This window comes from Pirellulales bacterium, assembly GCA_035533075.1.
In the GTDB taxonomy this organism is placed as follows: Bacteria; Planctomycetota; Planctomycetia; order Pirellulales; family JAICIG01; genus DASSFG01.
In genome coordinates this window covers 74,151-89,174 of sequence record DATLUO010000174.1, presented here as the reverse complement: position 1 = coordinate 89,174, position 15,024 = coordinate 74,151, and the positions used below count along the sequence as shown (strand labels likewise).

At 64.4% G+C, this 15,024-nt stretch carries 8 protein-coding genes; 7 read left to right on the top strand and 1 reads right to left on the bottom strand.

Annotated features, from left to right (window positions below; translation table 11 throughout):
- The first annotated feature begins 566 nt into the window (after positions 1 to 566).
- From VNH11_21755 to VNH11_21745, 3 genes are all read left to right on the top strand, one after another.
- Positions 567 to 803: a hypothetical protein gene (locus tag VNH11_21755; GenBank protein ID HVA49003.1), complete on the top strand. Its 237-nt coding sequence runs from the start codon at positions 567 to 569 to the stop codon at positions 801 to 803.
- A 1,419-nt stretch (positions 804 to 2,222) separates the two neighbouring features.
- Positions 2,223 to 4,574, top strand: a complete 2,352-nt coding sequence (locus VNH11_21750) for a hypothetical protein (GenBank protein HVA49002.1) — start codon at positions 2,223 to 2,225, stop codon at positions 4,572 to 4,574.
- Between the two features lie 42 nt (positions 4,575 to 4,616).
- Positions 4,617 to 6,251 (top strand): alkaline phosphatase, encoded by a 1,635-nt coding sequence (locus VNH11_21745; GenBank protein HVA49001.1) that lies wholly within the window; start codon positions 4,617 to 4,619, stop codon positions 6,249 to 6,251.
- Positions 6,252 to 6,367: 116 nt separating this feature from the next.
- Here the strand turns inward: VNH11_21745 and VNH11_21740 are convergent, their stop codons facing one another.
- Positions 6,368 to 6,685, bottom strand: coding sequence for a hypothetical protein (locus tag VNH11_21740; protein ID HVA49000.1), 318 nt, complete (start codon positions 6,683 to 6,685; stop codon positions 6,368 to 6,370).
- A 434-nt stretch (positions 6,686 to 7,119) separates the two neighbouring features.
- Here VNH11_21740 and VNH11_21735 point away from each other — a divergent pair, with 434 nt between their 5' ends.
- From VNH11_21735 to VNH11_21720, 4 genes are all read left to right on the top strand, one after another.
- Entirely contained in the window at positions 7,120 to 8,250 is a 1,131-nt protein-coding gene (locus tag VNH11_21735) for a hypothetical protein (protein ID HVA48999.1), read from the top strand.
- A 492-nt stretch (positions 8,251 to 8,742) separates the two neighbouring features.
- Positions 8,743 to 13,038, top strand: coding sequence for a hypothetical protein (locus VNH11_21730; protein HVA48998.1), 4,296 nt, complete (start codon positions 8,743 to 8,745; stop codon positions 13,036 to 13,038).
- The gene (locus VNH11_21725; protein ID HVA48997.1) at positions 13,035 to 13,862 is read left to right on the top strand and encodes a hypothetical protein; all 828 of its coding nucleotides are present in this window, start codon (positions 13,035 to 13,037) and stop codon (positions 13,860 to 13,862) included. The genes VNH11_21730 and VNH11_21725 overlap by 4 nt, the downstream gene beginning before the upstream one ends.
- Complete coding sequence (locus VNH11_21720; protein HVA48996.1) at positions 13,859 to 15,019, top strand: hypothetical protein; 1,161 nt, start codon at positions 13,859 to 13,861, stop codon at positions 15,017 to 15,019. The genes VNH11_21725 and VNH11_21720 overlap by 4 nt, the downstream gene beginning before the upstream one ends.
- Positions 15,020 to 15,024: the final 5 nt, after the last annotated feature.

Here is a 15,024-nt window from a genome sequence, read left to right as displayed (position 1 = left end):
AACGGTTGGTCGTCACGTTTGCGAGTCTACTTGCTTTCGCTGGATCGACTATCTTATCGTACGAGTGCAACCAAGTCGCGCGCGTGGAGGGCCGTGGGTCGGCCATCGGCTCCGCAAGGCATGCTCGCCGGGAATTGCTGCATCCGCCGTGTGACGCCAGGTGCCCCAGCAGCCGCTGAGAGATCTCTTCCACAATCGCATGCTTACTCCTCGGGAGAAGGTCGCGCGGAAGGCACCGTGTGGCAATGAGGTGGCTCAATGCTGCTTGAAATAAGCGATCGTCTGCGTCAACGCTCCTACGAAGGTGGTCCAGGGAGCAGTTCGGCTCGGCCGCATGGGCGCGGAACAACTCTTCCGCAAGGGCGGTCCGCGATTCGATCCGGCGCTGGCGCTTCTCGCCCCGCTTTTGCATTGTCGTGGCCAACATTCCGAGGATGCTTGGATTCTATCACTGCGCCGACGTGTGGCGACCGTGCGAATCCGCGCAATTGTGCGTCGAGCCTATATCCGTAGTTGAGATTGTAGCGCCCGGATGCTCGACATGGCAAGAGATGGAGGTGTCGGCGTTGGCCAGCCAGGATCTGCGCAATAACTGGCGATGGAAGGCTATCCGAGCGGAAGTGAACCCCAAGGAGGCTCATTTCGAGCGCCTGGTGCGCGAGCGCGGGCTACAAAACGAGCCGCGCGAAGGGGGCAAAACGATGGTCCTCGAGGCCGCACAAAAATACAGCCGCGTGCAATCGCGCTGCAAGGAAGGCGTGCTGGCACTTGAGCGACGCATCGCGAACTGGCCCAAAGAATAACGCACGCATGGAATGCTAAAGGCTGACGGCGAGATTTATTCCGCTTCGCCACCGTCCGGGCCTGCCCCGGTCCTGGCGCGCCGGGACTGATTGAACGCCCGAGGCCGAAGTTCCAGAAACCTCGTCGCTTTCCTCCGGCCCCGCGCGGCCGGCCTTCGGGCGGTCAATCATCGCCCGACTGGGGCAAGCCCAGATCGTGGCGGGAAGAATGCCAGCATCACGTCGAATCGCCCGCAAGCCGTCAATTCGCGCGTGCCAGATCCATCCCAAGCCAGTCGCGAGATAGAACACAAGAATGAACGCGGGACGACGAGCGTGTAGAGCGTCTAACGATTAGTGGCCCGTGGCAGGCGACCCCTGCCGAAGTTTTTCCGCGGGGGGCGGGTTTTTTGATGGTCGCCAAGCGTATTGCTGGTAGGCGGGAAAAAAGGGGGGGCCGGTGGTCGGTCGTCCTTGCTGAAATATTGAGTGACGCCGGCTGTTCCGCCGCCCGCCCACCCCCCGCGCACGGTGTGTATAAATTTGCACACACCGGCGAAACACGAGGTTTTTGCCTATCATGCGGTGTGAGTCGAAAAAATCCAGTCCCAAGCCAACGGCGCGGTAGAATACCGGGAGCCAGGCAGGCGGGCGACTGCAACCGATCCGACCCAAGCCAGTCGCGAGATAGAACGAGAGGAATGACAGTGCAACATGCCAAGCCAGTTGGAGAGTAGAACACAGAAAGCGATGGATCAGTAGACGGTAGACAGTAAACGGGGACGGAAGAGCGTCAATCCAAAATCCAAAATCGAAAATCCGAAATCACCCATCCCCCTAGATTTATGGTTGCGGGCACATTTCGGAAGGCCGCAGCGGCATTGCCGCAACCTGTTTGAGGCAATGGCCTTGGAACACGGATTTCACCTGATGTGAGTTTTGTTTTTGTCAACGATAATTGTTTTGACGCAACGGTAATTCGCCGACGGCAAGGCGGCCGGACCGCCCGCCGTTCGGCTGCTGAAAACACATCGCCTGGCGATGATGAGCACGAGGGCGGCGGTCCGTCGCCGGCCCCTTCGTGACGGGCAGGGCGACGCTCAAGCGTCGCCGCGGGTCTTTGACAACTTACTGATGAACACCTTCCGCGGGACCGGACGCCGGACAGGTCGCGCAGCGCGCTGCGCGGGCGCGTCGAGCCGGACGCCGAGGCAGATGGCAGCACGCACGACGCAAGGTTGATTGGCGCTTTTGCGCCGCTTCCGCGTCGAGTTGCCCGTCTTCGCCGGCGCACGGAGTTTTTGGGTCCCGCGGTAGGCGAGACGCCCGCAGCGCAGGCGCCTATTGCGACCAGTGCGCTCCGTCTACAATGCGAAGTATGGCACCACCCAAGTATTCGGAAAAGACGCGCCGCTATTACGAGCGGCTGGGGAGCGGCCGATGATCGTGGGCGAAATCGTGCTGGGGGCACGCGATTGGCTGGCGTGGGCCGGCTGCCTGGCGGCCGTGGCGATCGTCGTCCTTACATGGAGCTACGCGCGGTCGAGCGGCGCTCGCGGCGTGCGGTCGATCGCCGGGCTGCTCAAGGCCGCGAGCATCGGCGCCTTGGTCGTCTGCCTGATCGAGCCGCTCTTCAGCGGCACGCGACCGCGGCCCAAGAGCAACCTCTTTTTGCTCGTGGCCGACAACAGCCGCAGTCTGCAGATTCATGACCGCCGTCATGCCCGGTCGCGCGGTCAAGAGCTTCAGCAGCGGCTGGACGGCAAGGCCACGTGGCGCACGCGGCTGGAGCAAGATTTTGACGTGCGGCACTATGCCTTCGACGCCCGGCTGGAACCGGTCAAAGATTTCGAGCAGCTTACGTTCGAGGGCGACGGCTCGGCGCTCGCCGGCACGCTGGCGTCGCTGGCCGATCGCTTTGCCGGACGTCCCGTGGCGGGCGTGCTCGTCTTTACCGATGGCAACGCCACCGACATCAGCGACCAGACGAGTTGGCAGGACCTGCCGCCCATCTATCCCGTGGCCATCGGCAGCGATGATGGTCTGGCCGACGTCAGCGTGCCGCGGGTCTCGGTGAGCCAGACGAACTTCGAGGCCGCCCCCGTGACGATTGCCGCCGAGGTCGAGTGCCAGGGCGTGGCCGGCAAGTCGGTCGTCGTCCGCGTGCTTGACGAATCGCAAAAGGTCGTGGAGCGGCGGCCGATTGCGAACGCGGCCGACGGCAAGCCGCTCGTCGAGCGGTTCGAGTTGCGGCCGGAGAAGCCGGGCGTCAGCTTTTATACCGTGCAGGCCGCGCTGGAAGGCGAAGAAAAGCTCGCCGACGCGCCGGAGAAATCGGCCGAGGCCACGCTGATCAACAATCGCCGCCTGGCGCTGGTCGATCGCGGCGGCGGGCCGTACCGCGTGCTCTATGTCTCCGGTCGCCCCAACTGGGAGTTCAAATTCCTCCGCCGGGCCTTGGCGGAAGATGAGGAGCTGAATCTCGTCGGCCTGGTGCGGATCGCCAAGAAGGAGCCGAAGTTCACGTTCCGCGGCCGGGCGGGCGAACGCACCAATCCGCTTTATCGCGGCTTCGGCAACAACGACGACGAGCAGGCCGAGCAATACGACGAGCCGGTGCTGGTCCGCCTCGGCACCGAAGACAAAGACGAGTTGAAAGGCGGTTTCCCCAAGGCGGCCGAAGACCTGTTCCGCTACCACGCCCTGATCGTCGACGACGTCGAAAGCGCGTTCTTCACGCACGAGCAGATGTCGCTCATCCAGCGGTTCGTCAGCCAGCGGGGCGGCGGCTTTTTGATGCTGGGCGGGCACAACAGCTTCGCCAACGGCAAATACCAGCGAACGCCGATCGGCGAGCTGCTGCCCGTCTATCTCGATCGCGGGCAGGCCGGCCCGGCGGCGGAAGGCTACCGTTTGCTGCTGACGCGCGAGGGCTGGCTGCAACCGTGGGTGCGGCTGCGGAGCACCGAAGAGGAAGAGCAAAAGCGGCTGGCCGACATGCCGGCGTTCGCGACGGTCAGTTACGCCGGGGCGATCAAGCCGGGCGCGGCGGTGTTGGCCGGCGTGCAGTCGTCCGACGGCCAGACGTTGCCGGCGCTGGTCGTGCAGCAGTTCGGCCGCGGCCGGGCGGCGGCCCTTGCCATCGGCGACCTGTGGCGTTGGAACCTGCATCGCAAGGAGGGCGCGGAGAGCGACCTGGAAAAGGCCTGGCGGCAGACGGTGCGCTGGCTGGTGGCCGACGTTCCGCAGCGCGTCGAAGCGGAGACGGAGCAATCGACGGGAGAGCCGAGCTTGCCGGTGCGGATTGCCGTTCGCGTGCGCGACAAGCTGTTCGAGCCGCTCGACAATGCCACGGTGACTTTGCATTTAAAGACGCCGGAAGGGCGCCAGATCGAGCTGACGGCCGAGCCGAGCCCGCGGGCCGCCGGGCAATATGAAACCACCTTCGCCTCGCGCACGGCCGGCGCCTATCGGGCCACGGTCACGGCCAAGGCCGAAGACGCCAGCGACGTTGGCCAGCGCGAGGTCGGCTGGACGGTCGAACCCGCGGCCGAGGAGCTGCGCAGCCTGAAGCCGAACCGCGAGCTGCTGGAACGCATCGCCTCGGCGACCGGCGGCGAAATGATCGCGGCCGACGAACTCGATGGCTTTGTCAGCAGCTTGCCGAACCGTAAGATTCCCGTCACCGAAGCCTGGACGTATCCGCTTTGGCACCAATGGCCGGTGTTCTTCTTTGCCATCGCCTGTCTCGTCGGCGAATGGGGACTCAGGCGATGGAAGGGAATGCCGTAGTGCCATTTTGGATTTTGGATTTTGGATTCTAAGGAGCACGCATTGACCACCTTTCGACTCATCATCCTGACCGCCGTCTATGGCCTCATTCCGTCGCCGCTTTTCGGCCAGACGCGGCACGGTTGCGGCGACGGTGCCCGCGACCACCTGCGTTGCTTGCAGATTGACGCCTTGGCCAAAGGCTCCGCCCGCTGGGGACATTGGGGGCTGAATCCCAGTCGCTACGCCGGCTGGACGAAACACTCCAACCGTTTGATACCGGTCTACACCTTCGGCATTTCGCTCGGCCGCTTCGTCGGCGAGCAGAGTGTCTATCGCGATTCGGTCAAGATCGAAGCCCTCTACGGGCGGCTGCCGGAAGGAACGCTGAACCCGCGGGCCGATTACTGCGATCAGACCGATTTTTACCATTTGCAGCGCGGGGCCGTCGCGGCGGGCAAGAAGTACATCATTCTCCTGATCTTCGACGGCATGGATTGGCAGACCACGCGGGCCGCGGCCATCTACGCAAGCGGCAAAGTGGCCTACGACGCCGGACGCGGCACCGGCCTGGCCTTCCAGGACTATCGCGGCGTCGAGACCGATTTCGGCTACTTCGTCAGCAGCCCGCACAACGACAAGACCACTGCCGACGTCGATGCCCAGACCGTCACGAATGTGGGCGGCAAGATACCGGGCGGATATGACTACCGGCGTGGCGGCGCGACGCCGTGGTCGGTGCCCGAAGAGCCGGCGTATCTCATCGGCCAGTCGCTCGAGTGCAAACAGGCCGTGACCGATTCGGCTGCGTCGGCCACGTCGATGACCTGCGGCATCAAGACGTTCAACGACGCCATCAACGTGGCCTTTGACGGCCGCCAGGGGGTGCCGCTGGCCCGTGAGCTGCAAGCCGACGGTTTCGCGGTCGGGGTGGTGACCAGCGTGCCGATCAGCCACGCCACCCCCGCCGCGGCCTACGCCAACAACGTCTGGCGAGACGATTATCAAGACCTCACGCGCGACCTGCTGGGGCTACCCTCCAGCGCCCATCGCGAGCAACCGCTGCCGGGCGTCGATGTGCTGCTGGGCGGCGGCTGGGGACAGGAAAGCCTCTTCTCCGATGGCCAGGGCAACAACTTCGTGCGCGGCAACAAGTACCTGACGAAAGACGACCAGGCCCGCGTCGATGTCGACAACGGCGGACGCTATGTCGTCGCCCAGCGCACCGCGGGCACCGACGGCGGCGAATTGCTGCGCGACGCGGCCCAGCGTGCCCGGCACGAGCGGCAGCGGCTGCTGGGCTTCTTCGGCGTCCGCAACGGCCACTTGCCGTTTCGCACGGCCGACGGCAACTACGATCCCGCTCCCGGCGTCAGTATGCTCGCGGAGTTTTACAGCGACGCCGACATCTCCGAGAATCCCACGCTGGCCGACATGACGCGGGCCGCCCTCGACGTGCTCGACGCCAACGAGCGGGGTTTTTGGCTGATGGTGGAAGCCGGCGACGTCGACTGGGCCAACCACGACGACAATCTCGACAGCTCGATCGGCGCGGTGCTCAGCGGCGACGACGCCTTTCGGGCCATCACCGACTGGGCCGAGCGCCGCCAATGCTGGCACGAAACGGCGGTCATCGTCACGGCCGACCACGGGCATTTTTTGGTGCTCGACGACCCTCAGGCGCTCGTTGCTCCTTAAGCGACTTTGGATGATCGAACGCGACGGCCTGGGTAGGCAATCCTCCAGCCACCGCCGCTCGGTTATACCTGTCGCTGCCGTCGATTTGATGACACGACTTCGCATCCGCGTCGTTGTTAGGCATAGCCCATCCGGTCGGCGCTGCCGGCATCGAGGCAACATCGAATCACCAGAGCGGTAACCGCCGACCGTTGCCGCGCCCCCAGTTTCGGCCAATCTTGTAGTTGGTCCTCGTCGTCGAGCACAATCACGCCGCGGCGCCACATGCCGAGTGCCTTGGCGGCGTTTTCCAGATCGCTCTTTGTCAGCAGTTGCATTGCCTCGTGCATCAAGCGCCGCGTCGCTTTGCGCTGACTCTGGTAAAGATGCACAACGTCGCCCGACAATTGGTCGCCGGCGGCGCGACGAACGGCACTCAAGAATTTCATAAGCATTTGTGCGGGCCCTCCTTGCTGAGCACACGTTGCATTGTACGTCTGACCTTGCATGCGGTCCACGCCGCCCGCGGCGAGCTCGGACGGTGGCGGAGCGGAGCAAATTTGGCGGCAGATCCGATGGGCTTGCTTCGAACTTGACACGCGGTCGAAGCGTTTCGGACGTGCTCGATGCGGCGGGTGCAGCCGGTTGGCCGGAGGTTGCCTTGGGGTGGTGATCGCCGCACACAAGCACGTCTCGAAAAGCGGGCAGCTCTCGCAAGACGACCGCGGGACGATTTCGGATGCTACCATGTCGATCGACTCCGCCGGCACGATCCAATGGCAGACGGGCACGTCCGACATCGGCCCGCACGAGGTCGATATCAAGGTGAGCGACGGCCGCGGCGGTATTCACCTGTCAGCCGGAGCTGCGCGCGGCGTGGCTGCGGATCGTGGCGGCGCGGCTGCGCGAGGCGGGGAAGCGACGCGATGCGGCGGAACTGTGCCGAGCGATCGATCTGCTCGGCGCGGCGAGTCGGCGAATCCGCGAAGCTCTACGCGAAGCGAGCTTGCTGGGGACGGGCTATCAGGCGCTCGAGACGGCACTGTTCGGCGCGCCGGCCGAGCAGGCGCTGGCCTGGCCGAAGCTGCTGCGCGCGATCGGGGCCACGGCGGATTTGGTGGAGGGAGGACAAGGGCAGGCAGCGCCGCCGCTGGAAGCGATCGAGCCGTTCGATACGAGAAGGAATTGGTGCGCGGGGAGATTGTTGCAGTTGCCGAGGGTTGTGGGCCGTGCGGCAGGTCTGGACGCCCTCACCCCGGCCCTCTCCCGGAGGGAGAGGGAGCAAGAGGCGGGACGCCTGCACCACAACGAACAGCAGGCGGGACGCCTACACCACAAGGAGGCTGAGTTGCGGTTTGTGTTGAGCGGGGAGTGTGGGGAGAAACTGAGCGCGGCGCTGACGACGCTCACCCCAGCCCTCTCCAGGAGGGAGAGGGAGCAAGACGCCGCCAGCCCCGCGCCTTCGCCGAGGGAGCGGGAGCAGGCAAGGATGCAGTGGGTGCTGAGCCGTCCGTGGATTCTGTTGCTGGCGCAGGTGGCGTTTACACAGGAGGCGTGGGAGGCGGAACAGATTTCGGGCAGGCTGGCGCTGGAGCTGGCCGACGACCAGTTGGCCAATCCGTACTTGCCCGGCCGCGTCGATGTGGTCGTGACGACGGCGGAGGGCGACGAAGTCGTCTGCGGCACGCTGGGCCAACTCGTGCTGCGGGTGCTGGCGCGGCTCGACGTGACGTTGCTTGCCCGGCCGGAGCAGGTCGCGCGGCTCGATGAATACCTGGCGGCCGTCGTGCGGCTGCTGCTGGAGAAAAAAGTGTGGCGGTTCGAACCGCGCGCGGCTGGCGGCCGACGGCCGGGATACGTGATCGACGACGAATTCTCGACAAGCTGCTACCGGGCCTTCGGTAGCAAGCATTTTTATCGCGGCGCGAGCGTGCTCTCCTCCGCCATCCGCCAGGCGTGCGAGCAATGGGTGAAAGAGAGGCTGGCGAGTGGTGGGGCAGTGGTGATGACGAATGCTTGAAGGGTGCGATACGATGCGAGACGTGCGATGTCGCCTGCAAGGGCTAAAGCCAATGTCGAGAAGCCCGGCTAAAGCCGGCTTAAAAAGGCAATTTCTTTGGGGACCAAACCACCAGCTCAAGCTGGTGGCAAAGGACCGAAGCCGGCTAAAGCCGGCCGGCGGGATCGCCGTTGCGGTCGACAGTCCCGTAGGGACGGCAGAGTTTAGCCGTGGGCGCCAGCCCACGGAACCGGGATGCAAGAACCCGCGCAGCCGCGTAGCGGCGACAGAGCGCGCGCCGTTCCTGGTCTGTCGCCGCTACGCGGCTTACCCACCCGGTCCCATCCATACCGTGGGCCCGCGCCCACGGCTAAACTATCTCGCCGCTACGCGGCTGACGGCGGCAGGTGTAGAACAACAAAGGCTTCGGCTTCGCCTAATGGGTTACGCCGCTTCGTGGCTAGACCCGCGCCTCGCCGGCGCGTCGGCTCCGTGTGAGGAGGCCGCGCTGAGATGAGTGCCATCGACTCCGTAAAGAAGCACAAGTGGGCGGCGACGGGCGTGTCGGGCTATCCGCTCTCGCACCCCATCGTCGGTCAGACGCGCTTCTACCAGCAGTTCGAGCATTTTATTCACCTGGTCGACGATGAAGCGGAAAAGTTCGCGCACGTGTTCGCCGTCGTCGCCCAATGGGGCATCGGCAAGTCGCGGCTGGCTTACGAGCTGATGAGCCAGATCAACGACACCTCGCAAGGCTGGTACGTCCGCGACACGGCCGGGCAGCTCGTGGAAGCCAGCCTGTTTCGCAACGACGCCGACCGCGAACAGTACCTGGGGCTTTACATCCGCTACTCGCAGGTGGCCACCGAATCGCACAATATCGACAACTGGTTCGGCTACGGACTGTATAAGGCCCTGCTCCCCTTGACCAAGGGACACTTCGATACTTCGATTCGGGGCCAGATCGCCAAAGAAGCCTACGACCGCCTGCTGGTGAAAGGTTTTGACGAAAACAAGCTGGCGGCGGCGCTGGAAGTCGCGGCACACCATAGCGACGAGCAACTCTACGACGATCCCGATCTGGTCACTCGGCTCTGCCAGGCGGCCTATGACTATCTGCGCAAGTTCGGCGTGAAGTACCTCTTGATCGCGCTCGACGAGCTGGAAACCGCCGCCGAAGCCGCTACCTACGGGCTCGAAGTGGGCGACCTGAAGTATCTCGACGGGCGGGCCATCAAGCTGATCGGCAAGGCGATCAAAGAAGAAGACCCGCGAGGCAAGCTCCCCTGGCTGCGCTATGTGGCCCTTTGCTCGCCGGCCATCGGCAACGAGCTGCGCGACATCCGCAGCACGGCGCGGCGGTTCGAAATCGTCGAGCTGGCGCAGAACCCGTTCGCCGACGTGAGCAGCTTCGTCGAGCTGCTGAAGAACGACGGGCGATTGGCCGAAGCCTATCCCGCGGGGCTGGTCGAAGCGGCCTACGCCATGAGCGGCGGCAATTTCGGCTGGTTCAACGTGGTGATGGCCAACATTGACGGCGTGATCGCCGGCCGCCGCGCGCGGCGCGAGACGGGTTCCGCCTCGGCCGGCAGCCTGTTCGACGAGACGGTGCGCGTCTCCAGCCGCATGGGCGAATATGTGCTCGATCACCAGGCGGTCGCCGAGCTCAACATTGGCCGCGACTTTCTCGACGCGGCGAAAGAGCTGCTATACGGCCAGTTGCCGGTGCCGCTCGTTAAGTGGAACGACGACCAGCGGCAGGCGCTCTTGGCCGCGACCAACGAGTACGGCGAGCCGATCGCCGTCTTGTATCAAAAGGTCGAATGGTCGGACCACGACTGCGGCAAGGCGCTGCGGGCGGCGAAATTCAATCGCGACCGCGACGACTACGTGTTGTCGGAGGTCGATCAGCCGCTCGACCTCACGCAGCTTCTGGCCAATTTGAGCACCTATTCGATTCACGAGACGAAGGGGGCGGTCGAGGCCGGCGGCAAACGCACGCTCTTGATCCCGTTGAATGCCGCCTCGTTCGTTCACCTGGTGTCGATGCTCTATCCGCACCCGGCCGCTGAAGACGCGGCCCGGGCACTGTGGCGCGAACAGATCGGGGCCGATGCGGTGTCGAGCGCATCGGCCACGCACGTCGGGCCGAGCATCGACATGCTGGCGCGGTTGAACCTGCGCTTGCGGAGGCAGGGCGCAACCTCGCTGATCCTCCGCGAGCCGGACCAGAGTGCGGCGCACGAAAAGGCGATCGAGGCGTGCAAAGGGCAGAGCCAGCACGAACGGGCCCTGCAGATTCTCACGGGCGCGATGCGGGCACTCGACGAAAACTGGGACTACGACGCGATCGATGCCGGCTTGAAGGGCGACGTGCCCGCTATTACCACCGCCGGACCGAAAGGGCCGGGCGGCAAAGGCGGGTTGGTCGATTTCAACGCCCTGCACCTGCACCCCGAAGGGAAGCTGATTCTGGCCTGGGTGCAGAGCGTCGAGGAGCTGACCGAGTTGTGCGACAAGGTCAGCGCGCAGCGAACCACGGCGGGGCGCGTGCCCGTGCTGGCCTTTACTTCCTCCCGGCACCTGTGGGAGCAGTTCCACGCGGCGACCGCCGAAAAGCTCAGGGTGGCGCACGAGTATCTGCTGCTATATCAGCTGTCGTCGCGCGAGGAGTACGTGCTGCACCCGATCGGTCTGGCCAAGAAAGACTGGCAGGGTTTTCAGCTCCATTATCACCGGTTCACCACGGCCTTTAGCAACCGCTTGCAGGCGCTGGTTCGTCCCTTGCGCGAGGCTGCCAACCAGTGGCGGCGCGAGCTCGACCGCCGGGGGCGCATCGCCTGGCCGCTACGGGTGAGCGGCGTGCTGCGGGAAGAAGACCGGGAGGCATTGTTCCAAGCGTATCGGCGGATGCTCGTCGACAGCTCACCGCCCAAGGCACTCGTGAAGCTCGACGAAACGAGCGGACTCGATCCGGAGCAGGTGCGATCCACGCTGGAGCGGATGCGGGTTTCTGCCCGCGCGAAGGCGGCAGGTTACCTGGAGAGCGAGCGGTGCGGCTTGTTTTCGACGCACGACGAGAGCGCCGAGCCGGAGCTGCCGGCGTTTCTTTACAAACTCTGCCAGGAGCTGATCCGTCGCGATCCGTCGCCGGACCGCGAGTGGTCGATGGAGCTGGCCGAGCGCGAGTGGTTCTGGGGCTACACCTGGGAAGGCGCGCGGCCCAACGATATCTATATGCAGTGGCTGGCGCTGGCCTGCACGCTCGGCTTTGCCGAAGAAACCGCGAGCGGGTCGAGGCGGACCGACAAGCGTTATGCGCTCGTGCCACGCGCCGCGCTGGAAGGCGCGCTGGCCGAAGCGCGAAATTGGTTGAACGACGAGTATCCCAAGATCGTCAAGCGGATGAAGTCGGTGTTTGGGCCGGGCAAGGTGGGCGAGTATTTTGCGCCGCTGGGCGAGAGCACGCCCGGCACCAAGACCTTGCTGGCGAAGGAGCAACTCGACATCGCGCAAAGCTGCCTGAGCCGGCTCGCGGCCGCGGAGCCGAGTTGGAACGACGCCCAGAGCGAAGCCGAAAAGCGCGACCTGTTTGTCGATTGCGCGCGCTCGCGCCTGGCGGCACGCGAGAAGACGGAGCATGTCTATTCGGCCGACGAGTATAAGCGGCTGACCTACGACGACAGCATTCGCACGCTCAACTTCGAGGCCGACGGGGTGCCGCTCTGGAAGCGCATTCGGCAGGCCGATCTGTTTGTCGATTTCGTGCTCAAGGGCCGCGACCGGATCAAAAAGCGGTCCGCGCAGGTCGCCGAGGAGATGCGCAAGGATGTGGAGTCGATCGCCGGCTTTCCGGTGCAGGTGTTTGTGCGCTCGCTCGCGAAGATTGCAAATATTCTGGAGGGCTCGATCGGAGAACGGCCGGCCGAGGGCGATACGCAAAAGGCGCAGTATCTATCGCCAGGCACGTTGGGGCAGGCCCTGAGGGACTTGAAAGTGGCGCAGGCCGCCGACCGCTTGGGCCAATTGGCCGCCGAGGTGGGCGTGCCATTGGATTCGGACCACGATCTTCCGCTGGCCGACATCAACGGCAGCATCGCCGGCGGCTTTCGCGAGCTCAAACGAAACTATGAAGCGCAGCGCAAGCTGCTTGAGGACCTGACGGTGCGGTTGAACCGGCTTGCCGCGGTATTGGCCGATGCGCCCGACGATTTCAAGTATCCGACATCGTTGCCGGGGCTTGACGAGCTGCGAGCGAGGCCGCCGTTGATCGAACGGACGATCACCGAGACGCTGGCGGCCGATATTGAAGACTTGATTTCGGAGCACGACGGCACGTCGCGGTTGGGCAATTTCCAACCGTTGATGGAGGAGACGAAAAAACTGCTGGTCGAGCCGAAGCGCGCGCTGGCCATGCTGGCCGGTCAGGTAACGACGCTGGAGAACGCCGAGCAGGATTATCGGCGGCGCCTGCTGGAGAACGACGAGTTGCAGTCGATCGAACAAGGGTTTAACGCCTTGCGCCAGGTTAAGGGCCAAGTGAGCGAAAAGCCGCTCGACGTAGCAGACTTGGAAGCCGCCGGCAGCCTGCATGCGGCCCGGCAGCTTGTGGCTGGCCGGTGTGCCGAATGGACGGCCAAGGGAGAACCGTTGCTCGACGGGGCCGGCATTTCGTTCGCCACTTGGCGGGCAATCGTTGAAGAGCTGGCCGCCGGCCGGACGCCGGCGCTCGCTGGCGACCAAGTGCAGCGGCTGGTCGATAACAACTACCTTCGCGTCACCTATCGCTTGGGAGGCGGCCAGGAATGAACTGTTCCGTTTGGCTTATCGGTCAGCTTGCCGAGCATTCGCGTGGCGACGTGTTGGCGGAAGCCCTCGGGGCCGCACGCGCCGCGGAGCCGCCGACCGCATGGGGAGTCTGTTTGGCCTTTGGCACCGAATTCCAGGACCGGACGGTCGAGGGACAGGCTGAGTGGGCCGAGTGGGCGGCGCCCTCGGGGCGAACGCTCGTTATGGTGCCGCCTTTTCGGTTGCAAGAATCAAGCGTACCGACATCGTGGCGCATCGTTCGCCAGAACAAGATCGACGCGACCGAGGCCCGCGGGTTGCCCAGGCTGCTCGGCGCCGAAGTCCGTTACGGCCTGGCCGGCACGTTGCAGACGCCGGCGCACCTCGGTGCAGTCTGGAAAGACACCGTCATCAATACGGCCATCTATAAGAAACATCCGCATTCCGGCGTATTCGCCCTGACGACGTTGCCGATCTGGTCGCTTACGGTGCTCGATCACCGCAAGGCATTGGCGGAGTGGCTGACCGATTTGCACCAGTTGGCGGGCGAGCCTGCCCCGGCGGACGACGAGAGCGAAATCAGCAGATTTACGCCCACCGCCGATCATTTCGCGATCATGCTGCATTTGTGCCACGGAGACTATGAGAGCCGTGAGGCGGCACTCGTATCGCTGGCCGAGTCGCCGGTGTTGGGCCTGCCCCAAGCAGTTGCCGTTGAGCGGATGCATGAGCTGGAAGAGGCGGGATTGATGCGTGGAGCTCAATTGACGGCCGCCGGCCGCGGGCTCCTGCTTTCGAGCCCCTATGCGGTCTACGCCGAAGCGATGGAGGCAAAACGCGGATGAGTGAAAATCAAGGCGAGCGATCCAGATCGCTGTCACAAACATTGGCGGTGCAGACGCAGGTACACCTGCCCGGCACCGCCGGGCGGTTGTTGAAGCAGATTCGCGACCTGGAACGAGTCGCGCCCTTGTTTGTGAAGTCCAGGCTGGTGCGGTCGGTCGATCGGCCCAAGCCGCTGTCGATCCGGGTGGCGGGCATCGCCACGCGGGCCGGCACAAAGCGCGTGGCGGGCGGTTACCTTTATGCCGCGGCCGCCTGCCGTATGGATATCGCCGTACAAGACAACGTGGTTTCCACGTGCGGTCAGGACAGTTCCTGCCACATCGACGACATCGATTATGAAGACCAGGCGAAGCGATTTCAGCTCATGGGAGTGCGACAGGCGTATGAGCTGGCCGACCGGGCTTTGAAGTCGGCGGAGCCGCTCGATGCGATTCTGGTCGACTGTCCGCTGTTGCTCAACCGCAGTATGGAGGCGCCAAACAAGGAGCGTTATTCGGGCTATCGCGCGCTGTATAACGAGACACTCTCGGCCATCGAGCAGTTCTGGCAGCAGCATCGCGAGCGGTTGTTTCCCTGGAATCCGAAAGGCCCCATGCTTGCCGGCATCGCGTCGGAGCGCTATGGGGCCATCATCGCGGTCGCACAGCAGGATCTGCGCACGGAGGAAGGCTGCCGGCACGTGTTGCACGTCGACGAGCTCGACCAAGAGGTGCTGCGGGACCTTTACGGGGCCGAAAAGGCCATCTCGGGCATCGGCGAGCGGCGTTTTATCCACGGCATTTTGGGCAGCTTTACCCGCACCGCGGCCTTTCGCATGAGCACCCAGACGCCGCGCATGGAACCGGAGACTGTCATGGCCGCCGGAGTGATCGGTTTGCACTATGCGGCCGGCCCTGGCACGCCGGCCAGGCTGCTCGAACTTGTCGGCGACGAGCCCGGCTGGAAAGCGGCGGACCTCGATCGCCTGGTAGGCGCGGTGATGGCGCTGACGGTAGTCGCCGGCCGCCAGGCGTGGCCATTGCCGGTGCAATTGGCGGAGCGAGAACTGAACGCGCTCGACGGCTTTCTCAAGCACTATCGGCACTGCCTGCACGAGGAGATGAAGAGTAAAGAGATCGAAGACGTCTGGCTCTCGGAGCTGGATGAGCTGAATTGAACATC